This window comes from Dactylosporangium roseum, assembly GCF_025264685.1.
Taxonomy (GTDB): Bacteria; Actinomycetota; Actinomycetes; order Mycobacteriales; family Micromonosporaceae; genus Dactylosporangium; species Dactylosporangium roseum.
On sequence record NZ_CP073721.1, the window covers coordinates 8013546 to 8034423 of the forward strand.

Here is a 20878-nt window from a genome sequence, read left to right on the forward strand (position 1 = left end):
CCCGGTGACCGGCCTCTCCGCTTCGCTCCGAACCGGTCACGACAAAGCCTCCACCGCGTACGCCCGGACTGTCTGCCGGCGACCTTTCACTTCCAGGTCGCCCAGGAAGGCCGCGCGGGCCCGGCCGGCGACGGCGTCGAAGGTGGTGCCGCCGATCACGACCTGGCCCGGCTCGGCGATGGTCTGCAGCCGGGCCGCCACGTTGACCGCGTCACCCATCGCGTTGAACCCGCGCAGCAGCTCGCTGCCGATGTTGCCGACCAGCGCCGGTCCGGTGTTGGCGCCGACCCGGAACCGCGGCCAGTCCGGCCGGCCCTCGGCGATCTCCCGGACCGCGGCCTGCATCTCCAGCGCGGCGCGCACCGCCCGCAGCTCGTGGTCGGCCTGCCGGGCCGGTGCGTTGAACAGCGCCAGCAGCGCGTCGCCGACGAACTGTACGATCGTGCCGCCGTTGTCGAGGATGCACGGCACGGCGACGCCGTGGTACCGGTTCAGCATCTCGACGATGTCACCCGGCGCATGCGCCTCGGAGAACGTGGTGAACCCGCGCAGGTCGGCGAAGAGCGCGGTCACGTCGACGAGCTGACCGCCGAGCGCGGCCTGGTCGGGATCGGCGAGCAGCGCGGCCGCGACGTCCGGCGACATGTACTGGCGGAAGAGCGTCGATAGCTGCCCGTACAGCCGGGCGTTCTCGAGGCCGATCGACAACTGGTTGGCGAGGGTGGCCCGCAGCTCCGCCCGGCCGCCGGACGGGATCCGCACGGCGCCGGCGACCTGCCCCTTGACCGTGAGCGGAAGGGTGTCCTCGCCCCGCAGATCGAGGCGCCCGTCGGAGATCAGCCCGATCTCGACGGGTCCGAACGAGGGCGCGACGGCCGCCGCCGCCGCCCGCAGGAACTCGTGCTCCCCCGCGCCGACCCTGGCCTGCTCCCCCACGGTCACCAGCGCGCCGAGCCGGCCGGACAGGTCCCGCTCGGCGAGCAGCGCCGCGGCCGCCCGGTCCAGGACCGCGGCCTGCTTCTCGGTCAGCCCGAAGCGCTCCGCCATCCGCGCGGCCAGCCGCTCCGGCCGCTCGCCCCGCTCCGACTCCTGCAGCGCGGTGACGAGTTCCTCGAGCGCCGCCTCGTACCGCGCCCGGACCCGCCGGGTCGTCTCGGCGACCGCGATGCCGTCGAAGAGCCCGGCGGCGGTGCCTTCCCTGCGGTACTGCACGTAGGCCGAGTAGCCGACGAAGAGGAAGGCGGCGGTCAGGATCAGGTGCCACTCCCACCAGGACATTCGCCATTTGTCGGCCAGCGTCACGGCGACCATCGCCTCGGCGAGCAGGACGAACGCCGTCACGACCGAGATCAGCACCGCGCTCGGCGCGCGCCGGTGGAGCAGGTAGAAGCGCACCGCCGCGACGACGTACAGCACCACGGCCGCCAGCGCCGGCCACACCATCACGCCCTCGACCTCGCGGACCTGCGTCTGACGGCTCAACGGCGGCAGGTCCAGCAGCGAGACGGTCATCCAGGCGAAGAGGATCAGCGCCAGCGCGACCCGCAGGCCCGACTGCCAGCGCGGGATGCCCGCGGGGAGTCGCAATGACGACAGTACGGCCAGCGCCGCTCCGATGATCAGACCCACCGCCATGGCGGTGTCGAACCCGGCGTTGGGGTGGCCGATCAGGACGCCGGGGGTGGCGATCGCGTGCGCGAAGAGGAACCCCGCCGCGGCGAGGAAGACCAGGGAGACCAGGAACAGCCGGCCGTCCGAGCGGTTGTGCGCCGCGATGCTCATCGCCACGCCGATCGCGACGTTGACGGCCGCCACGGCGAGCACCAGCCAGAAGTGGGCCTGATGGTGCTGCCAGATGACATCGGCGTCGGGCACCGTCAGCAACAACCAGAGTCCGGCGATCGGCAGCGCGAGATGCGCGGCCCAGACGACGACGCGAGGCATCGGCGCACCCACCCTTCGAGGTCACTTCGGCGACATTGCACGGTTGGCGTTGTGCGTCTTTGGACGCAGACACGCTACGCCAACCTCGGTCTCATGTTCACCGACAGCACCTGACAGGTGCGATCACTCTGTGGGAGCCACCGATGAAGTTCAAGGGACCGATCATCACCCTGGGCGCCGGCCTGGTCGTCGCCGGCGCGCTCTACACGCTCAATGTCGACCTCAGCAACGACGCGGCGCGCAACAACGCCGCCGCGACGCAGACCACGACCGCGGCGGCCCCGGCGGCCACCACACAGACGGCGGAGCCGCCACCTCCTCCCGCACCACCGTCCTCGGCGGCGGTGACCGGTGACGGCAGCGGCCCGGCCGGCCAGCAGGGGACCGTGACGTACGCCGGCTCCGTCGCCGGCGGGGCGGCGTCCCTCGCCATCGTCGTCAACAAGGGCAAGGCGATCGCGTACGTCTGCGACGGCAAGTCCGTCGAGGCGTGGCTGGAAGGCACCATGGCCGACGGGCAGATCGTGCTGAAAGGGCCGAAGGGCAGCCTCGCGGGCACGTACGGCAACGGGCAGGCCAAGGGCAGCGTCACCGCCGGCAGCAAGACGTGGGAGTTCACCATCAAGCCCGCGCCACCGCCGTCCGGCCTCTACCGCTCGGCGTCCGCGCTGCGCAACCGGCTCGACGCGAGCTGGGTCGTCCTGCCGGACGGGCGCCAGGTCGGCGTCGACAACACGGGCGGCAACCCGAGGCCGGCCCCGGCGTTCGACGTGAACAACCGGACCGTCACCGTCGACGGCACCGCCGTCGCGATCGAGGCCACCCTGCCCGCCGGCAGCGGTAGCTGAGGAGGAGTCACGACGATGTCAGCCCCGATGGAACAACCGCTGCCCGCAACCGACTCCTGGCCCACACCGGCGAAGCTGCCGCCACCCGCGGTCGAGCCGGCCAGCCCGAAGACCGCCGCCGCGCTCATCGTGCCGGTGCTTGCCGGCTGCCTCGCCGCCGGTGCGCTCGGCGCCTACGGCAAGCTCCACGAACCGACCGGCATCGCGGTGAACGTCGCCGGCTTCTCCAGCCCGCAGACGGTCAAGGTCTGGCTGGCCACGCTCGCCTTCCTGCTGGCGCTGGTCCAACTGTTCACCGCGCTCGTGATGTACGGCAAGCTCCCGGTGTTCCGCGACGCCTCCTGGCTCGGCGGTGTGCACCGCTGGTCGGGCCGGGCGGCGTTCATCGTGTCGATCCCGGTCGCGCTGCACTGCCTGTACGCGCTGGGCTTCGCCGACTACGACACCCGCGTGCTCGTCCACTCGCTGCTCGGCTGCTTCTTCTACGGCGCGTTCGCCACGAAGATGCTCGTCCTCGCCAAGAAGGGCGTGCCGAACTGGGCGCTGCCGGTCTTCGGCGGCCTCGTCTTCACGGGCCTGTCCGGCCTGTTCGTCACCTCCGCGCTGTGGTTCTTCACCACGTTCGGCGTCAAGTTCTGAAAGGAAACCTGCTGTGAGCAACCAGACGACTCGCCGAGCCCTGCTGGCCGGTGCGGGTGCGGCGGGCCTCACCGCCGCGCTGGCGGGCTGCGCGGCCTACGGCGACACGGGCGGCGGCGCCGCACCGGCCACGGCCGACCAGGGAGCCGGCGCGACCGGTAGCGGCGCGACCGGCGGCGGCACCGGCGCGCAAGGCGGCGGATTCGCCAGGACCGGTGACATCCCCGTCGGCGGTGGCAAGGTCTTCGAGGATCAGAAGATCGTGGTGACCCAGCCGGCGGCCGGCACCTTCAAGTGCTTCACCGCGGTGTGCACGCACGCCGGATGCGTGGTGGGAGACGTGTCGGGCGGCACGATCAACTGCCCGTGCCACGGCAGCAAGTTCAAGGTGACGGACGGCTCGGTCGCGGACGGCCCGGCGAAGAAGCCGCTCGCCGCGGTGGCCATCACGGTCGACGGCGACGCCATCAGGAAGGCCTGACTCCCACAGAGCCGACTGCCCGGTCTCCGTCCACATCGGACGGACCCGGGCAGTCGGTCGTGGCCGCACCCGCCAGGGCGACCTGCGTCGATCTTGCAGTTGTGGTGCCTGACAAACTCGGACAAAAGCGGAGTGTCGAGGCACCACAGGTGCAAGATCAACGGGTCAGGAGGGGGTGGGGGGCAGGGGGATGGTGACGCGGAACGTGGCGCCCTCGCCCGGAGCAGTGCGCAGGGTCACCTGGCCGCCGTGGGCGTGGACCAGGGCGGCCACGATCGACAGGCCCAGGCCCGAGCCGCCGAGCGCCCTCGTGCGGCTCGGGTCGGTCCGGTAGAACCGCTCGAAGACGCGGGAGGCGTCCGCGGCCGTCATGCCGGGGCCGTTGTCGGCGACCTCCAGGATCGCGTCGCGACCCTCGGTGCCGACGAACATGGTCACCTCGGTCCCCGCCGGCGTGTGGGTCAGCGCGTTGGACAGCAGGTTCTGCACCACCTGGCGCAGGCGGGCCGCGTCGCCGAGGACGATCGCCGGCTCGACGTCGGCGTCGTCGTCGGCGCTGCTCGGGGTGCGCAGTCGCAGCCGGTGATCCTTGGCGGTGACCCGGGCGTCGATCAGCGCGTCGGTGGCCAGGGCGAGCAGGTCGACCGGCTTCTTCTCCAACGGGCGCTGCTGGTCCATCCGGGCGAGCAGCAGCAGGTCGTCGACGAGCAGGCCCATCCGGGTGGCGTGGCGCTCGATCCGGCCGATCGTCTCCTCGGGCTTGCCGCCGGACTGGCGGTGCAGCTCCGCGAAGCCGCGGATCGAGGTCAGCGGGGTGCGCAGCTCGTGGCTGGCGTCGGCGACGAACCGGCGCATCCGCTCCTCGGACACCTTGGCGGCCTCCTCGGAGGCGCGCGCCGCCTCTTCCGAGGCTCGCCGCTCCTCGAACGCGGTCTCGATCTGCCCCAGCATCGTGTTGAGGGCCTGCGACAGGCCGCCGACCTCGGTCCGCGGGTCGGCCTCGGGCACCCGCCGGGTGAGGTCACCGGCGGCGATCGCCTCGGCGGTCTGCTCCACCTCGACCAGCGGTCTCAGGCTGGAGCGCACCAGCAGGTACGCGACGACCGCGAGCAGGATCAACACTGCGCCCCCGACCTCGGCGCTCACCCGGATCTGCTGGTTGACCGTCTTGTCGACCTCGTCGAGGCTGAACGCGACGACAACCGCCTGCACGCCACCGGGCGACTGACGGGCGGTGAACATCACCCGCCAGTCGTGTCCGTCTCCGCCGGCCGCGGGCACCGTCGTGTAGTAGGGCAGCCGCAGGCTGGTGGCCGAGGCGTCGGCCAGGTCGGCGACATTCGTCGGCAGTTTCGGACCCTGCTGCCCGTGATGACTCGGGATGAAGGCCGAGCGTTCGATCTCGCCGGTATTCCAGTCGACACACCCCACGTAGTAGCCGGTGAGCTGCTTCGGACCGTGCCGGTCGTCGGCGTTCACGAAGCCGCGCCCGCAGTCCATGAAGGCCCCGTCAGCGCTGGTCCTGAGCTGGTTGTCGAGGCGGTCGCCGAGATAGTCGCGCGTGTTGTAGACACCGATGGCGCCGGTCATGACCAGCGCCACGGCAAGCAGGACCAGCATCAAGCCGACGAGCTTGATGCGCAGTGGCAGGGCGTTCATGTCCGTGGCAGGCGCAACGAATAGCCGACGCCGCGGAGCGTCTGCAGCAGGCGCGGCTCGGTGGTGTCGATCTTCTTCCGCAGGTAGGAGACGTATGACTCGACGACGCCGGCGTCGCCGCCGAAATCGTACTGCCAGACGTGGTCCAGGATCTGCGCCTTGGACAGCACGCGGCCGGGGTTCGTCATGAAGTACCGCAGCAGCTTGAACTCCGTCGGGGAGAGCTGGACCTCTTGTCCGGCCTTGAACACCTCGTGGGTGTCCTCGTCCAGCTCGATGTCGGCGAAGGTGAGCCGCGAGGTCTGCACGCCGGCGCCGCTCGCCGGGTCGGCCACCCGGCGCAGGACCGCCTGGATGCGGGCCAGGATCTCGGAAAGGCTGAACGGCTTGGTGACATAGTCGTCGCCGCCCAGCGTGAGCCCCTTGATCTTGTCCTCGGTGGCGTCGCGCGCGGTCAGGAACAGCACCGGGACACGGGTGCCCTCACCGCGCAGCTTGCGCAGCACCTCGAAGCCGTCCAGCTCGGGCATCATGACGTCGAGGAGGATCATGTCGGGCCGGAATCGGCGGGCCTCCTCCATGGCCTGCCGGCCGCTGGTGGCGCTCGCCACGTCGTAGCCGTGGTACCTCAGGCTCGCGGTGAGCAGCTCGACGATGTCCGGCTCGTCGTCGACCACAAGCAGCCGCGTCATGGTTCGCTCCAAATAGCGTCAGGGTTCCCTTGTCATGTCGAGAGTGCCGCCGGTTGCTGGCCACTGGGTGCGCTTTCCCTGAAAACCTGCTGTGAACCGGCTGCATCGAAATCCGTCCGGAGCGCGAGCAGCATCGCGAGCAGGACGGGGAACTCCAGGTACGCGTGGTAGGAGGCGAACGCGCTGTACATCGCCCGGCCGGAGGCGTAGTCGATCACGAACAGCACGGCCAGGGCGGCGCCGAGGCCCGCGCCGAGCGCCCAGGCCCGGCCGCCGGTGAGCCACGGCGCGCGCCGCTCGAACGCCCTGGTCGCGTCCGGGGCGTGCCGCGGCAGGAACCAGACCCACACGAAGTAGTGCATCGTCTGGAGAAACGCGAAGATCACCAGGAACCGGGCGCCGATGATCGACTCCGCGCCCGGCGGGGCGCTCAGGGCGATGATCCGGGCCGGGTCACCGGCGAACGCGGCGACGGTCGTCCGCTCGACGCCGGCCAGCGCCGGGTCGGCGACGCCGGCCAGCAGGAGGGCGGGCACGGCCAGTACCCACCCGAGCTGTGTGGCGCGGAACCAGCGGCGGGCCGTCACGTTGCCGATACGGCCGGCCCACTCCCACAGGAAGAAGAGTGGAACGACGTTGTGCAGGTGCGCGAGGACCACGAAGTGGTACCCGGGCCAAGCCAGCGATATCGCCGCGGCGAGTGCCAGGACCGCGCCGGCGCCGGCCAGCCACCAGCGACGCAGCGCGTGGACGCAGCCGGCCGCGAGCACGGCGTAGCCGATCAGGATCTCCGCGTACCGCGCCGGGTCGCCGACGAACATGGCGGCGATCCGGCAGAGCACGATCGCACTGATCAGCCCGAGCAGTACGGCCAGGAAGCGCCCGTTGAGGACCGGCGCGAACCTTCCGGTGACGTACCGCAGTTCGAGCACGTTGTGCAGCACGCCGAACGCGATCAGCCCCAGGACGGTCGTCGCCAGCGGCGCCTGGAGGCCGACAGCGAGCGCGGCGGCGGCCGCGGCGGCGAAGAGCAGGCTTATCTTCATGCGATGCTCCCCGCGCTGCTGCTGACCCTGGCGGTCGAGGTGCCGCTGTACACGGCGGCGCTGGTCGCGCTGGGCCTCGCGACCCCCTGGCGGGCGGCGGCGCTGGGTGCGCTGGTCAACCTGCTGACGCATCCGGCGTTGTGGTGGTTCCTGGCGCCACGCCCGTCGGCCACCCGGTTCTGGGCGGCGGAGGCGATGGTCGTCGTGGTCGAGGCCCTGGCGCTGTCGGTGGTCGTGCGGCGGGATGCCTTGCTGCTGGTCGTGACCAGCGTCGGTGCGAACGCCTGCTCGGTGCTCATGGGACTGCTGGTGCTTTAGAACTTGCTGTTCTTGGTGCGGCGGAGCAGCCAGACGACCAGGACCACGATCGCGGCGACCACGGCCACGCAGATCAGCGCGACGACAACGGCCGTCCCGGCGAGAAACCCCGGCTCCGGCGCCGCGTCGGCAAGCACGATTTCCATGCTGGGAGTCTGCCGCCCGCCCCGTGCCCGGGTCGCTCCCCCCGACGGCCCTTTTCCCGTTGATCTTGCAGTTGTGGTGCCGCGACACTCCCTGAATGACCGGTTTGTCAGGCACCACAACTGCAAGATCAACGCGGAAGGGGCGGTCAGTGGGTCAGGTGGGTGCTCAGGAGGTCTACGAGGTCCTGGGCCGCGTACGGCTTGTCCAGGAAGGCATCGCAGCCGGCCGACATCGCCGCCGCCCGCTCGTGCGGCAGGACGCTGGCGGTCAGCGCGATGACCTGTGGGCGGTCGCCCAGCTCGCGCAGGTCGGCGGCGAGCGTGAGGCCGTTGCCGTCGGGCAGGTTGACGTCGAGCAGGACCACGTCGACCGGCCCGTCCGCCAGGGCCGTCCGCGCACTGGCCAGGCTGCCCGCCTCGACGAGCTCGACCGTGCGGACGGCGTCGTCGCTCGCCCGGGCCAGGATGGCCCGGACCAGGACCCGGTTCAGCTCCTCGTCCTCGACCAGCAGCACCTTGCTCACCTGGGGAAGCCTTCCTGACGGGCGTCGGACACCGCACCGGCGACCGCGCCGAGATCGATCCACTCGCGCAGGCCGTCCGAGGCGGCGGCGCTGCGCGGCACCGTGCCGATGACCTTGCCGGTCAGGCGCCGGCGGTCGGCGTCCGGCATGTCCGGGGCGGTCAGGGCGAGCACCGGGATGCCGCGCGTCGCCGGGTTCACATCCAGGCCGGCCAGCAGAGCGAAGCCGTCGACGTCGGGCATCTGCAGGTCGCAGACGATCAGGTCGAAGCGCCGGTCGCGGGACAGGCGCAGGCCCTGCGGCCCGTCGTCGCACGTCACGACGTCGATCCCGCTGTCGCGCAACTGCCGCTCCACCACCGCGCGCGTGTGGTCGTCGCGGTCGACGACCAGTACCGACGCCGGATCATCGCCGGCCATGGGCGCGATGTGCCGGGCCAACTGGGCCAGGAGGGCGTCGTGGTCGACGGGCTTGACGAAGAAGTCCGCCGCGCCCAGCGACAGGCCGGCCTTGCGGTCGTCGATGATCGTGGCGAAGAAGACCGGGATGTCACGCAGGGTTTCGTCGCGCTTCAGTTCGCGGATCACGTCCCAGCCGTCGAGGCCGGGCATGATCACGTCGAGCAGGATCGCGTCCGGCTGCCACTCGTGAGCGGCGGTCAGGCCCTCTTCACCGCTCTTGGCGACCCGCACCTGGTAGCCGGCCGCCGCCAGGTAGGTCAGCAGCAGTTCCGCGGCGCTGGCGTCGTCGTCGACGATCAGCACCCGGCCGCGGGCGACGCCCTGCTGCTCGACGACCCGGACCGGGTCCCGTGCCGCGAGCACGGCGGCAGGCAGGTGGACGGTAAACCGGCTGCCCTCGCCGAGGGTCGAGGCCAGCGAGATCGTGCCGCCGTGCGCCTCGACCAGGCGCCGCGTGAGCGCCAGGCCGAGCCCGGTGCCGGCGTTGCGCTGAGCGGCGTCGCCGAGCTGCTGGAACTCCTCGAAGACCCGCTCCTGGTCCTCGGGGGCGATGCCGATCCCGTTGTCGGCGACCGTGATCGCCACGCGGTCGCCGTCCTGATTGACGGTGACCGCGATGAGGCCCGCCTCGGGTGTGAACTTGATGGCGTTGGACAGCAGGTTGTCGAGGATCTGCCGGAACCGCAGGGCGTCGGCCCGCACCGCGATGGGCGGCACGTCGACGTACACCTGTAGCCCTTTGTTCTCGGTGAGCGGCCGGAGATTGGTGGTGACCTCGGCGATGGTGGTGTCGAGGGCCAACGGCCGCGGGTCGAGCTCCAGCCGGCCGGCCTCCACCTTCGCGAGGTCGAGGATGTCGTTGATCAGCCCGAGCAGGTGCCGGCCGCTGTTGTGGACGTGGTCGACCCATTCGGCGGGAACCGAGCGGCGGTCGCCGTCGGGCGACTCGGCGCGCATGAGGTCACTGAAGCCGATGATCGCGTTCAGCGGGGTGCGCAGTTCGTGGCTCATGCCCGCGAGGAAGTCGCTCTTGGCCTGGCTGGCGTGGGTGAGGGCGGCGACCGAGTCGGCGAGCTGCTCGGCCAGGTTGCGTTGCTCGGCCATGATCATGCTGCGCTCGGCGAGCAGGCGGGCCTGGCCGCCGAGGACACGGGCGAGGCGCAGGTCGTCGACGGTGAAGAGGGCGCGGTACCGGTCGAGGAGCAGCACGGCGCCCCGGCGGTGATCGGCGAGTTCGATCGGCAGCGCGGTCACCACGCGGGTGCCGGTGAGCAGGACAAGCGGGTGGTCCGCGCGCAGCGAGGCCGGTTGCCGCTGGTGGATCAGCTCGTCGAGCGTGAAGCCGGTGATCGGCCCGTGCGGCAGCCGGGCGCCGGACCGGCAGACCGCGGCGATCCGGTGGAGCCGCTCGTCGAGCAGCATCACCGCGTCCGTGCCGGTGGTCTCGTGCACCACCTGCACGTAGCGCCGCCACACCTGGTCGGTGCTGACGGCGGCCGGCAGGCGCTGGAGGTCCTCGGTCGCCTCGTACCAGACCCTGGCCGACATGACCCGGCGCAGCCACACCGGCGGCATGAACGCGACGAGGTACAGCAGGGCCGAGACCATCCCGACGGCCCGGCCGGCCTGGGAAAGCCAGCTCATGGTGTTCGGGTACATGACCGCGCCGCCGAAGAGCACCAGGATCATGACGGCGAAGAGGTACGTCGCGGCGGCGGCGAGCTGCAGCCGCACCCGGGCCGCGCCGGAGCGTCGTTTCGCGCCGTTGAGCAGGAACGATCCCGCGATGATCTCGGTGACCATGAAGGTGACGACGATCAGGAGGAGGTACCCGAGGCGCAGCGGCCGGGGCGCGAGGACGGCCGTCGCGAAGCCGACGAGCATCAGCACCAGCAGGGCGCGGTCGAGCCACCGGGGCACGTGGCGCAGGCGGGCCGTGAGGCGCAGCGTCAAGTACGGCTGGACCATGAGCAGGGCCGTGGCCGAGCTGCCGGCGGCGACGGGGAGCGGGCGGTCCGAAAGTTCGCGGAACAGGCCGTTGGCGCAGACCGCGAGGGTGGGCAGGAAGATCAGCGTGATGTCCCGCTGCACCGGATCCCGGTCGCGGAGATACCCCGTGAGTGCTCGCAGGAAGATCACCGCGACCAGGAATGTTGTGACTAGAGTTATCATAAGACTACGCCCCGTAACTTCCGACGGGACTCACTCTAGTCAGCCTTGAAGAGCAGGGAGGGCCGGATGGGCGACGAGGCGCTCGCCGAACTGCGGGCCGAGGTGTCCTCGTGCGCCCACGACCTGTCCAACGCCCTCGGCGCGATCATGAACTACACGACGTTCCTCGCCGAGGATCTGGCCGGCGCGCCGGCCGCGGCCGACTACCTCCCCCACCTGCGCAGCGCGGCCCAGCGCGCCCTCGACCTGGTCGAACGACTGAACTCGGCTACCGCCGCTCGCTGATCGACTTGCAGGTCACGCACAGGGTGACCGACGGGAACGCGGCGAGCCGGGCGACCGGTATCTCCTCGGAGCAGGTCTCACAGGTGCCGTAGCGTCCGGCCGCGAGCCGATCGAGCGCGCGGTCGACCTGGTCCATGCGGCTGCGGATGGACAGGACGAGGGCGAACTCCTGCTCCCGGTTGAAGGCCTTGGTGCCGAGATCGGCGACGTCGTCCCCGGCGTCGACCACGCCGGCGAGCGTCATCTCGGCCACGGCTTCGGCATGTTCCGTCTCGAGCTCCTGCCGGCGGGCGGCGAGCGCCTCACGGAGGTCCTCCGTCCGGGCGTCATCGGCGCTGCGCCGCGTGCTGGTGGCGATGACGGTCTCAGGATGGACGAGCATGTGGACCCCCGGACTTCGTGCGGTGCGGAAATGATTGGCTTCCGGAGTGCCCAGACCGGGTGCGGTGCAAACCTGCTCGCAGGGCCGTTCGCGAGGCCCGTCCGGCCACCCTAGCGCCAATGCCGGGTAGTTAAGCCCAGCGGTGGCTGGTCAAGTGGTGTGTTGGTGTGGATGTGGGCAGCGGGACTCCGGTAGAGAGGTACGTCCGCCAAGACATGCCTTGCTGCCGGGAGTCCCGCTGTTGGTTCAGTCTGTCATTACGCGTGTGGTGCGGGTCGCGGCAGGTCCGTTCGCGCCGGGTCATCTGGGTGAGTTGACCCAGCAGGTGCCGTTCGAGATGGTCGATGCCGTACTTGCTCAGACCCGCTGCATGCAGCGGCGGGTGCGGGATCTGCCGTCGCGGGTGGTGGTGTATCTGCTGCTGGCGGGTTGTTTGTTCGCCGAGTTGGGGTATCGGCAGGTGTGGCAGCGTCTGGTCGCCGGTCTGGACGGGCTGCCGGTCGCGTACCCGAGCGAGGCCGCGTTGACCAAGGCCCGCCAGCGGGTCGGCCCGCAACCGTTGCGGGCGTTGTTCGACCTGCTGCGCGGCCCGGCGGCGGCGATGGCGGGGCCGGTGCGCTGGCGGGGGCTGCTGGTCTGCGCGATCGACGGGACCATGTTGTTCGCGGCGGACAGCGCGGCGAACCTGACCCGGTTCAGCAAGCAGCGCGGCGGGCGCACCGGCGGGTCGGGTTATCCGATGCTGCGGCTGGTGACGGTGATGGCGTGTGGCACCCGGTCGGTGATGGACGCGGTGTTCGGGGCGATCACCTGCGGCGAGACCACCTATGCCAGGGATCTGTTGGCCCGGCTGCCCGCCGGGGTGCTGCTGCTGGCCGACCGTAACTTCGCCGCCGGGCATCTGCTCAAGATCGTGACCGGCCGGCAGGCGCATCTGCTGGTGCGGGCCAAGACCGGCCGCGGCGGCCCGAAACTGTCGATGCTGCACCGTTTCCGGGACGGCTCCTACCGATCGGTGTTCGGCGGCCAGCCGGTACGGGTCATCGACGCCGAGATCAGCATCGCGACCAAGGCCGGCACGGTCACCGGTGTCTACCGGCTGATCACCACCCTGCTGGACCCGCAGGCCCATCCGGCCACCGCGATGCTGCGGCTCTACCACGAACGGTGGGAGATCGAGACCGCCTACCTGGAGATCAAGTCCAGCATCCTCGGCGGCCGGGTCCTGCGGGCCCGGACCCCGGCCGGCGTCGACCAGGAGATCCACGCCTTGCTGGTCACCTACCAGATCCTGCGCACCGCCATGACCGACGCCACCAACAGCGACACCGCAGTGGACCCTGACCGGGCCAGCTTCACCATCGCCCTGCACGCTGCCCGTGACCAGATCGTGCACGCCGCCGGGGTGATCGCCGACACCGTCATCGACCTGGTCGGCAACATCGGCCGCCTCGTCCTGAACGATCTCCTGCCCGAGCGACGGCTCCGCGTCAACGCCCGCACCGTCAAACGAGCAATCTCCAAATACAACGCCCGCGGCCCGAACATCGACCGACGCACCTACCAAGCCACCATCAGCCTCACGATCCTCGCCGAACCCCCTTGACGACCAGCCCCGACCCTTAACTACCCGGCATTGACCCTAGCGCCGCCGCGCCGGTCCGGTCCGCCACCTCCGCCGGGCGGGCTGTTCTTTCCGGCAGCGGCGGGGCACCATGAATGACGTGGATGCGGATCAGGTCGAGGTGGACGTCCCGGAAGGGCACGCTCGGCAGGCCCGGCGGGTCATCTCACGGGCACTCGACTCGTGGGGGCTGGCCCACCTCAGCCGCAGTGCGGTCATGGTCGGGCACGAGCTCGTCGCCAACGCGCTGCGCCATGGCATGCCACCGGCCATCCTGCGTCTGCTCCGGCGCGGTGATGTCCTGATCATCGAGGTCGGCGACGGCAGCGAGCAGGTCCCCCGCCTCTCGGAGATCGACAACAGTACGAGCATGTCAGGGCGTGGCATGCGGATAGTGAGCAAGCTCGCGCGGGCCTGGGGGGTCCGCCCGCACCCCGGCGGCAAGACCGTCTGGGCCGAGATCGCCCTGGTCCAGCCCGCCGTCAGGCGTTCGCACCGTCCCGCATGACCGTCAGGATCTGGTCCAGGCCGGTGATCTCCAGGGTCATGGCGACGTCCTCGTTCGGGTTTGCCACGACCAGTGTCGCGCCGGCATTCTGCGCCCGGCGCCAGCAGCCGACCAGCGTGCCGAGGCCGCTCGAGTCGATGAAGGACAGGCCGGCCAGGTCGATCACGACCGCCGTGACCCCGTCCTCCAACTGGTGAACCACCTCGGCCAGCAGTTTCGGCGCGGAGTCGAGGTCGAGCTCGCCCACCGCCATGAGCTGGGCACGGCCGTCCTGCCGGCGCACGGACAGCTCCCAGACCGTCTCGTCGTCAACCACCTTCAGACGTTCCCTTTCCTGCTCACGTCCGCCATTCGCTGGTCAACAGTGTGTAATACCCAATCGGCGGAGTTCAAACGCCGGCGAGCGCCGCACCGCCAGGCGGCCGCGTCACGGCGAATACGTGAGTAGCTGGTCGACGGGAGCGTAGTCGTCGGTGAGCACCGCGGCGTCGCCGATGAAGTCGCGCAGTCCGTCGCCCGTCAGCACCCGCGCGTCGATCGGCGCCTCGAAGGGCCGCAGCGGCTCCGGCGAGCCGAGCACCACGAAGTTGCTCCCCGTCTCGCCGCGCAGGGCCGCCGGCGGCGCGATCAGCGCCACGTGCGCGAACACCGACGCGACGGTCGCCACCTCGGCGCGGACGAACCGGCGGGCCTTGCCGTCGATGACATTCAGCGCGTAGACGCCACCCGGCCGCAGCACTCGCCGGACGTCCTCGGTCAGCTCGCGGGTGGCCAGGTGCCAGGGGACCACCAGGTGGCCGAAGGCGTCGCCGATCACCAGGTCACGCGACCCGGACGGTTCGCGGTGCAGGTTGACGCGGGCGTCGCCGGTGACGACCCGCAGCTCCGGGCCGGTGACCAGGCCGAGCCGCTGCCGGTCCAGCGCCACCAGCGCGGCGTCGAGCTCGAGCACCACGCTGTCGGTGCCGGGGCGGGCCGCCGCGAGGTACCGGGGCAGCGTGAAGCCCCCGCCGCCGAGGTGCAGCGCGTCGAGCCGGCCGGGCGGCAGCTCGTCCACATAGGACGCGATCCAGCGGGTGTACGCGTATTCGAGGTGGGCCGGGTCGTCGAGGTCCACATAGGAGTGCTGTGCGCCGTTGAGCAGCAGCGTGCGCCCCGACGGGCGGTGGCGGTCGACGGCGACGCTCGCGCAGTGGTACGCCGTCTCGACCTCGCACGGGTCCGGCGCGAAGACGGCGACGGGCACGCCGGCGGCGATCACGGCGAGGGCGGTGACCGCCGGTGCGCGCTTTCGCCAGTACCCCATCAGCCCGAACCCGGCAAGGGCCAGGACCCCCGCCAGTCCGAAGAGGATGCCACTCGTCGGTGCGGTGGCGACCAGCACAAACCCGGTGCCGAGCGTGGCGGTGATCGCGCCGAGCGTCCCCACGCTCGACAGCCGGCCGACGACCCGGCCGGTGTGGGCGAGGTCGCCGAGCTGGAGCTTGACGACCACCGGGGTGACGGCCGACAGCAGCGCCGCCGGCACGAACAGCGCCAGCATCGCCAGGAGCAGCACGCTGGTGGGATCGGTGCCGCGCAGCCACTCCCCGGCGATGCGCACGATCGGCAGGGTGGCGGCGGTCGCCAGCGCGCCGAGCAGCAGCAGCGGGGACAGCAGCTTCGCCGGGTCCAGGCGGCGGTCGGCGAGCCAGCCGCCGGTCCACGCGCCGTAGGCGATGGCGCCGAGGGCCACCCCGATGACGGCGCTGCTCGTCTCGAGCGTCACCCCGACGTACGGTCCGACGAGGCGCAATCCGGCGACCTCCAGCACCAGGACGGCGCCGCTGCTGAGGAAGACGAGACCGGCCGCGACCCGGTTATTGAGCGGTGTGGCAGTCGTCACCGCTTTAGCATGGGGCACATGCCCGATTCCGCACGTGTCCCGGACCGACCGACTCTCGACGGCCTCGAGGAGCGGTGGGCAAAGGTATGGGACGCGGAGGGCACGTATCGCTTCGACCGCACCGCGCGGCGTGCCGACGTCTTCTCGATCGACACGCCGCCACCGACGGTGAGCGGCGCGCTCCACATGGGACACGTGTTCTCCTACACGCAGACCGACCTCATCGCGCGGTACCGGCGCATGCGCGGCAAGACGGTGTTCTACCCGATCGGGTGGGACGACAACGGGCTGCCGACGGAGCGGCGGGTCCAGGTGACGTATGGGGTGCAGTGCGACCCGACGCTGCCCTACGACCCGGACTTCACCCCGCCGGAGCGCCCCGGGAAGACCCCGGTGAAGATCAGCCGGCGCAACTTCGTGGAGCTGTGCCATCGGCAGACCGCGGTCGACGAGCAGGCCTACGAGGCACTGTGGCGGCGCGTCGGCCTGTCCGTCGACTGGTCGCACCTCTACACCACGATCGGCGACCGCGCGCGGGCCACCGCCCAGCGCGGGTTCCTCAACGCCCTGGCCCGCGGCGACGCCTATCCGCTCGACGGGCCGACGCTGTGGGACGTCACGTTCGGCACCGCCGTGGCGCAGGCCGAGCTGGAGGACCGCGAGCGGCCCGGCGCCTTCCACCGCCTGCGGTTCGGCGAGTTCTTCATCGAGACCACGCGGCCCGAGTTGCTGCCGGCCTGCGTGGCGCTGGTCGCGCACCCCGACGACGAGCGGTTCCGGCCGCACTTCGGCACGACCGTCCGCACGCCACTGTTCGATGTGGAGGTGCCGCTGCTCGCGCATCCCCTGGCCGACCCGGAGAAGGGCACCGGCCTGGTCATGCTGTGCACCTTCGGCGACCTCAACGACGTGACCTGGTGGCGTGAGCTGGACCTGCCGACCCGCACGGTGATCCAGCGCAACGGGCGGCTCGCCCTGGAGCCCCCGCCGGGTGTCGCGGACGACGACTACGCGCCGATCGCCGGGCTGACCGTGCACCAGGCGCGGGAGAAAATCGTCACGCTGCTGCGGACGTCCGGCCGGCTCGACGGGGAACCGCGCCCGGTCGAACACGCGGTGAAGTTCTACGAGAAGGGCGACAAGCCTCTCGAGATCGTGGGCACCCGCCAGTGGTACATCCGCAACGGCGGACGGTCGCCGGAACTGCGCGCGGCGCTGGTGGCTCGCGGGCGTGAGCTGGAGTGGACACCCCCGTTCATGCGTGCCCGCTACGAGCACTGGGTCGAGGGACTGACCGGCGACTGGGTGATCAGCCGCCAGCGGTTCTTCGGCGTGCCGATCCCGCTGTGGTACCACCTGGACGCCGATGGCCGGCCGGTGTACGACGAGCCGATCGTGCCGGAGTCGTTGCCGATGGACCCGAGCAGTGACACGCCGCCGGGGTTCGAGGAGGTCGACCGCGGGCAGCCGGGCGGCTTCATCGGCGACCCGGACGTGATGGACACCTGGGCGACGTCGTCGCTGAGCCCGCAGATCGTGGGCGGCTGGCTCGACGACCCGGACCTGTTCGACCGGGTGTTCCCGATGGATCTGCGGCCGCAGTCACACGAGATCATCCGCACCTGGCTGTTCGCCACTGTGCTGCGCGCGCACACCGAGCACGGCGTGCTGCCGTGGCGGCGCGCGACGATCGCCGGCTGGATCCTCGACCCGGACCGCAAGAAGCTCGCCAAGTCGAAGGGCAACGCCCAGGACTCGCCGGAGCACATCCTGACCCGGTTCGGTGCCGACGCGGTGCGGTACTGGGCGGCGAGTGCCCGGCCGGGCGTCGACACCGCGTTCGACACCAACCAGATGAAGGTCGGCCGGCGCCTCGCGGTGAAGCTGCTCAACGCCAGCCGGTTCGTGCTCGGCTTCGGCAACAGGTCAAGCGCCGAAGGCGTCGACCAGGCCGGGGTGAACAGCAGGTCAAGCGCCGAAGGCATCGACCAGGCCGGGGTGAACAGCAGGTCAAGCGCCGAAGGCATCGGCCAGCCCGGGACGGACATCGGCGCGCCCGACCCGGCCCTGGTGACCGAGCCGGTCGACCGCGCCCTGCTCGGCGCGTTGTCCACAGTGGTCGAGGAGGCGACGGCGGCGTTCGAGGCCTTCGACTACGCGCGGGCGCTCGAACGCACCGAGCAGTTCTTCTGGTCGTTCTGCGACGACTACCTGGAACTGGTGAAGGCCCGCGCCTACGGCGAGGCCGGACCGTCCGAAGTGGAGTCCGCACGGGCCGCGCTGGCCGTGGCCCTGTCGACGCTGCTGCGCCTGTTCGCACCGTTCCTGCCGTACGTCACCGAAGAGGTTTGGTCCTGGTGGCAGCGAGGCTCGGTGCACCGTGCGCCGTGGCCGACGCCGCCGCTGGTCGCCGACGCCACGCCCTTGGCCCTGGCCGCCTCGGTCCTGGGCGCCATCCGGAAGGCGAAGTCCTCGTCCCAGCAGTCGATGCGGGCCGAGGTGGCCCTGCTGACGGTGGCCGGTCCGGTCGACGCGCTGTCGCGGTTGCGCGCCGATCTGACAGCGGCCGGCAACGTGCGCGACTGGTCCGTCTCGGAGGCGCCTTCGCTGTCGGTTACCGTCACGTTGTGATGGAACTCCAGGCCATCGGGGTCCAGCACCCCGCCGTGCGACAGGTACAGCACATCCAGAACAACACCGCCCCCAACCGGTACAAGCTCTTCGTCGCCGAGGGCCTGTGGGCGCACAACATGCTGCTGTCGCACAACGCGCCGATCGACACGTTCTTCTGGTGCCCGGAGGCGATCTACGCCGACGAGGCGCACCGGCGGGCGGAGGAGACCGCGGCACGGGCCGAGCGCGCGTTCCGGATCTCGCTGCGCACGCTGGAAAAGATCTCGGAGCGCGACAAGCCCGACGGCCTGCTGTCCCTGGCCGCCCTGCCCCGCTGGACACCACGGGACCTGCGCTTCGGCCGCTCGGCGTTGGTGCTGGTCGCCGACGGCCTGGAGATCCCGGGCAACCTGGGCACGCTGATCCGCACGCTGGACGCCTGCGGCGCCGACGCCCTCGTGCTGACGAACCGCAAGACGCGGCTGACCCATCCGAAGGTCATCCGAGCCAGTCAGGGGACCATCCTGTCGGTGCCGACGCTGGAGTTCGAGGAGGTGGCCGAGGCCGCCGAGTGGCTGTCGTCGCAGCGCTTCACGACGTATCTTGCGGACACCGACGAGGCGCTGAACTATCGGCAGGCGGACTATTCGGGGCGGACGGCGCTGGTGGTCGGCAGCGAGCGCTACGGCATCGGCAAGGCGTGGTACGAGCATGGCCACTCGCGCGTCGCCGTCCCCATGCTGGGCTCGGGCGACTCCTTGAACGTCTCGGTGTCCGCGTCGATCCTGCTCTACGAGGCAAGGGCACGAAAATCCCGCTGGTAGCCCGCACCGCCTCGGCCCGGCAGCACGGGTGCTACTTCGGCTGGGTGACCTGACCGCGCAGGGAGATCGCCTGCAAGAAGATGTCGCCGATCTTCGCCGGGTCCGGGGCCACGAACGTGCCGCCGCCGATCGCGTCGGTGATCTGGCGCATCTGGGCCTCGCCGACCTTGTTGCCGATGCCGATGAGAATGACCTGGACCGGCCTCGCCGGATCGGCCGTCTTCCTCAGTTCGGCGATCAACTGCTCCAGCGACAGACCGCCGGCCGGGTCGTCGTTCTCGCCGTCGGTCATGACGATCAGCGAGTTGATCCGGCCGCCGTCCCAACCGGACTGGACGGCCTTGTAGCCGGCCAGAATGGTGTCGTAGAGCGCCGTGTCACCGTTCGGCTTCGGCTGGATCGACTGGAGCGCCTGGAGGCACTGGGTGCGCTGGCTGACCAGCGGGCCGATCGGCACCAGTTGCCGGTAGTCCTTGGCGCCGTCGAGCTGTGTGGAAAATGTCCACACGCCCAGCGCCCACGAGTCGTCGAAGAGGCTCATGCCCTTGCGCGCCGCCTCGAGCGTCACCTGCATGCGCGTGACGTTGCCGGCGGTCGGCACCTTCTCCAGCATCGAGCCGGAGACGTCGATGACCGCCAGCATGCGCGCCGGCAGCGTGATCGCCTGCCACTTCTGCAACAGACCTTCGACGGTCGCGGCGTCGGGCAACTGGCTCGCGGCGATCGCGCCGGGCGCGTTGGCCGGGATCTGGAAGCCCTTGCCGGGTGCGCCGTCGGCGCCGCGCAGGCCGATCGCGCCGAGCTTGTCGCGGAACGACTGGGTGTCGAGGGACTTGAGCAGCTCGGTGGCGACCGCGGACCGGTCGGCGTTGAGCACCACGAACGGGTAGTCGAGGCCGGGCGGGGCCGGATCGGCGTAGATCGCGGCGAGACGGACCGGCGGCTGCTGGGCGTTGTACTGAATGATCGCCTGCTCCGACAGCGGCGCGACGGTCAGCCCGCCGCTGAGCGCCGTGGCGTCGCTGCCGCGCGGGAACTTCCGCAGCAGGTCGGCCTTGAGCGGGGAGCGCCCGGAGGCCAGCGCGCGCAGGGCCGCGGTCGCGGTCTGGGTGGCCTGTGCGGCGTTGCCACCGCCGGCCTCCTGCGCGGCGGCGGCGAGGGCCAGCAGGCCACCGAGGCTGGTCGAGTCGCGGCTCGGGTCGACGATGCCGACCTTGACCTTCTGGTCGGCCGAGACCTTCTTGATCAGATCGACGTAGCCGATCTTCGTCTGCGGCCAGCCGAAGGTGGTGGCGATCGGTTCGGGCATGGCGAGCAGCACCGGACTGCGGGCGATGGACCTGGTGCCGGCGGGCACGCTCTGCGGGTTGGCGACCTTCAGCCGCTGCAGCCACAGCGACGAGTCCGGCACCCAGATGTCCGGGATGCGGGTCCTGCCGTTGGCCTGCCCGACGCCGGTCAGTGCCTTCTCCGACTTGGCCGCGACGGCGGCGGCGATGTCCGCGGGGTCGGCCTCGAACACGTCGATCTCGGCGCAGATGTCGTCGGCCTTCGCCCGCTCCGCCCACTCGCCGGCCTGGGCCTTGAGGGCAGGGGCGAGGTCCGCGGGCGCGCCGATACTGAGCTTCCCGGCACTGCCGCACGAGGGCTCGGAGAACTTGTCGAACGCATACCAGCTACCGGCGAGGACGACGAGCACGGCGACGGCGGCGGCGCCGATTCTGAGCGCTCCGCCTGACGACCCCGCTAAGCGGTGGCGACCTTTCACGGCTCATATCCTCCGGGCCGGCGGCCTTTGCGGCCTTGTACCTTCGGTTGAAAACCACT

General features: G+C 70.9%; 20 protein-coding genes. 9 read left to right on the forward strand and 11 right to left on the reverse strand.

Annotated elements, in window-relative coordinates; translation table 11 throughout:
- Positions 1–36 precede the first annotated feature (36 nt).
- On the reverse strand, positions 37–1944 hold the full coding sequence (locus Drose_RS38905; protein WP_313899980.1) for an adenylate/guanylate cyclase domain-containing protein: 1908 nt from the start codon (positions 1942–1944) through the stop codon (positions 37–39).
- A gap of 143 nt (positions 1945–2087) precedes the next feature.
- On the opposite strand from Drose_RS38905, the gene Drose_RS37710 reads away from it, so the two are divergent.
- From Drose_RS37710 to Drose_RS37720, 3 genes are read left to right on the forward strand one after another with little or no spacing between them, the layout of a single operon-like run.
- Positions 2088–2792 carry a hypothetical protein gene (locus tag Drose_RS37710; RefSeq protein ID WP_260725963.1) on the forward strand — a complete coding sequence of 235 codons (705 nt, stop codon included), beginning with the start codon at positions 2088–2090 and terminating at the stop codon, positions 2790–2792.
- A gap of 15 nt (positions 2793–2807) precedes the next feature.
- Positions 2808–3431 carry a DUF6529 family protein gene (locus tag Drose_RS37715; RefSeq protein WP_313899981.1) on the forward strand — a complete coding sequence of 208 codons (624 nt, stop codon included), beginning with the start codon at positions 2808–2810 and terminating at the stop codon, positions 3429–3431.
- A 13-nt stretch (positions 3432–3444) separates the two neighbouring features.
- Positions 3445–3912: a Rieske (2Fe-2S) protein gene (locus tag Drose_RS37720; RefSeq protein WP_260725964.1), complete on the forward strand. Its 468-nt coding sequence runs from the start codon at positions 3445–3447 to the stop codon at positions 3910–3912.
- Between the two features lie 165 nt (positions 3913–4077).
- Here the strand turns inward: Drose_RS37720 and Drose_RS37725 are convergent, their stop codons facing one another.
- Genes Drose_RS37725 through Drose_RS37735 form a run of 3 tightly spaced genes read right to left on the reverse strand, consistent with a single transcriptional unit; the run spans position 4078 to position 7309 of the window.
- On the reverse strand, positions 4078–5571 hold the full coding sequence (locus Drose_RS37725) for a sensor histidine kinase (RefSeq protein ID WP_260725965.1): 1494 nt from the start codon (positions 5569–5571) through the stop codon (positions 4078–4080).
- Positions 5568–6263: a response regulator transcription factor gene (locus Drose_RS37730; RefSeq protein WP_260725966.1), complete on the reverse strand. Its 696-nt coding sequence runs from the start codon at positions 6261–6263 to the stop codon at positions 5568–5570. The genes Drose_RS37725 and Drose_RS37730 overlap by 4 nt, the downstream gene beginning before the upstream one ends.
- Positions 6264–6295: 32 nt before the next feature.
- Entirely contained in the window at positions 6296–7309 is a 1014-nt protein-coding gene (locus Drose_RS37735; RefSeq protein ID WP_260725967.1) for a hypothetical protein, read from the reverse strand.
- 3 nt (positions 7310–7312) lie between these two features.
- On the opposite strand from Drose_RS37735, the gene Drose_RS37740 reads away from it, so the two are divergent.
- Positions 7313–7627, forward strand: a complete 315-nt coding sequence (locus Drose_RS37740; RefSeq protein WP_260725968.1) for a hypothetical protein — start codon at positions 7313–7315, stop codon at positions 7625–7627.
- Here the strand turns inward: Drose_RS37740 and Drose_RS37745 are convergent.
- The 3 genes from Drose_RS37745 to Drose_RS37755 form a co-directional block, all read right to left on the reverse strand.
- Positions 7624–7773, reverse strand: coding sequence for a hypothetical protein (locus Drose_RS37745; protein WP_260725969.1), 150 nt, complete (start codon positions 7771–7773; stop codon positions 7624–7626). The two genes, Drose_RS37740 and Drose_RS37745, sit on opposite strands and share 4 nt — an antisense overlap.
- A 146-nt stretch (positions 7774–7919) precedes the next feature.
- Positions 7920–8297, reverse strand: coding sequence for a response regulator (locus Drose_RS37750; protein WP_260725970.1), 378 nt, complete (start codon positions 8295–8297; stop codon positions 7920–7922).
- Complete coding sequence (locus tag Drose_RS37755) at positions 8294–10897, reverse strand: hybrid sensor histidine kinase/response regulator (RefSeq protein WP_260725971.1); 2604 nt, start codon at positions 10895–10897, stop codon at positions 8294–8296. The genes Drose_RS37750 and Drose_RS37755 overlap by 4 nt, the downstream gene beginning before the upstream one ends.
- A 78-nt stretch (positions 10898–10975) precedes the next feature.
- On the opposite strand from Drose_RS37755, the gene Drose_RS37760 reads away from it, so the two are divergent.
- Positions 10976–11215, forward strand: a complete 240-nt coding sequence (locus tag Drose_RS37760) for a histidine kinase (RefSeq protein ID WP_260725972.1) — start codon at positions 10976–10978, stop codon at positions 11213–11215.
- Here the strand turns inward: Drose_RS37760 and Drose_RS37765 are convergent.
- Positions 11199–11597 (reverse strand): TraR/DksA family transcriptional regulator, encoded by a 399-nt coding sequence (locus Drose_RS37765; RefSeq protein WP_260725973.1) that lies wholly within the window; start codon positions 11595–11597, stop codon positions 11199–11201. The two genes, Drose_RS37760 and Drose_RS37765, sit on opposite strands and share 17 nt — an antisense overlap.
- A 313-nt stretch (positions 11598–11910) precedes the next feature.
- Here Drose_RS37765 and Drose_RS37770 point away from each other — a divergent pair, with 313 nt between their 5' ends.
- Together Drose_RS37770 and Drose_RS37775 are read left to right on the forward strand one after the other, a co-directional pair.
- On the forward strand, positions 11911–13203 hold the full coding sequence (locus tag Drose_RS37770; RefSeq protein WP_260725720.1) for an IS4 family transposase: 1293 nt from the start codon (positions 11911–11913) through the stop codon (positions 13201–13203).
- Positions 13204–13321: 118 nt separating this feature from the next.
- Entirely contained in the window at positions 13322–13729 is a 408-nt protein-coding gene (locus Drose_RS37775) for an ATP-binding protein (protein WP_260725974.1), read from the forward strand.
- Here the strand turns inward: Drose_RS37775 and Drose_RS37780 are convergent.
- Both Drose_RS37780 and Drose_RS37785 read right to left on the reverse strand, forming a co-directional pair.
- Positions 13704–14045 (reverse strand): STAS domain-containing protein, encoded by a 342-nt coding sequence (locus Drose_RS37780; protein WP_260725975.1) that lies wholly within the window; start codon positions 14043–14045, stop codon positions 13704–13706. The genes Drose_RS37775 and Drose_RS37780 overlap by 26 nt on opposite strands.
- Positions 14046–14156: 111 nt before the next feature.
- Positions 14157–15614: a fused MFS/spermidine synthase gene (locus Drose_RS37785; RefSeq protein ID WP_260725976.1), complete on the reverse strand. Its 1458-nt coding sequence runs from the start codon at positions 15612–15614 to the stop codon at positions 14157–14159.
- Between the two features lie 18 nt (positions 15615–15632).
- Between Drose_RS37785 and valS the strand changes: the two genes are divergently transcribed.
- Both valS and Drose_RS37795 read left to right on the forward strand, forming a co-directional pair.
- Positions 15633–18245 carry a valine--tRNA ligase gene (gene valS / locus Drose_RS37790; protein WP_260725977.1) on the forward strand — a complete coding sequence of 871 codons (2613 nt, stop codon included), beginning with the start codon at positions 15633–15635 and terminating at the stop codon, positions 18243–18245.
- Positions 18245–19051, forward strand: coding sequence for a TrmH family RNA methyltransferase (locus tag Drose_RS37795; RefSeq protein ID WP_260725978.1), 807 nt, complete (start codon positions 18245–18247; stop codon positions 19049–19051). Before valS ends, Drose_RS37795 begins: the two co-directional genes overlap by 1 nt.
- A 31-nt stretch (positions 19052–19082) precedes the next feature.
- Here the strand turns inward: Drose_RS37795 and Drose_RS37800 are convergent, their stop codons facing one another.
- Complete coding sequence (locus tag Drose_RS37800) at positions 19083–20819, reverse strand: VWA domain-containing protein (protein WP_260725979.1); 1737 nt, start codon at positions 20817–20819, stop codon at positions 19083–19085.
- Positions 20820–20878 lie beyond the last annotated feature (59 nt).

Coding starts and splice junctions, on each gene's coding strand:
- Drose_RS38905 (WP_313899980.1), bottom strand. CDS start 1,944: ATGCCTCGCGTCGTCGTCTGGGCCGCGCATCTCGCGCTGCCGATCGCC.
- Drose_RS37710 (WP_260725963.1), top strand. CDS start 2,088: ATGAAGTTCAAGGGACCGATCATCACCCTGGGCGCCGGCCTGGTCGTC.
- Drose_RS37715 (WP_313899981.1), top strand. CDS start 2,808: ATGTCAGCCCCGATGGAACAACCGCTGCCCGCAACCGACTCCTGGCCC.
- Drose_RS37725 (WP_260725965.1), bottom strand. CDS start 5,571: ATGAACGCCCTGCCACTGCGCATCAAGCTCGTCGGCTTGATGCTGGTC.
- Drose_RS37730 (WP_260725966.1), bottom strand. CDS start 6,263: ATGACGCGGCTGCTTGTGGTCGACGACGAGCCGGACATCGTCGAGCTG.
- Drose_RS37735 (WP_260725967.1), bottom strand. CDS start 7,309: ATGAAGATAAGCCTGCTCTTCGCCGCCGCGGCCGCCGCCGCGCTCGCT.
- Drose_RS37740 (WP_260725968.1), top strand. CDS start 7,313: ATGCTCCCCGCGCTGCTGCTGACCCTGGCGGTCGAGGTGCCGCTGTAC.
- Drose_RS37745 (WP_260725969.1), bottom strand. CDS start 7,773: ATGGAAATCGTGCTTGCCGACGCGGCGCCGGAGCCGGGGTTTCTCGCC.
- Drose_RS37765 (WP_260725973.1), bottom strand. CDS start 11,597: ATGCTCGTCCATCCTGAGACCGTCATCGCCACCAGCACGCGGCGCAGC.
- valS (WP_260725977.1), top strand. CDS start 15,633: ATGCCCGATTCCGCACGTGTCCCGGACCGACCGACTCTCGACGGCCTC.
- Drose_RS37795 (WP_260725978.1), top strand. CDS start 18,245: ATGGAACTCCAGGCCATCGGGGTCCAGCACCCCGCCGTGCGACAGGTA.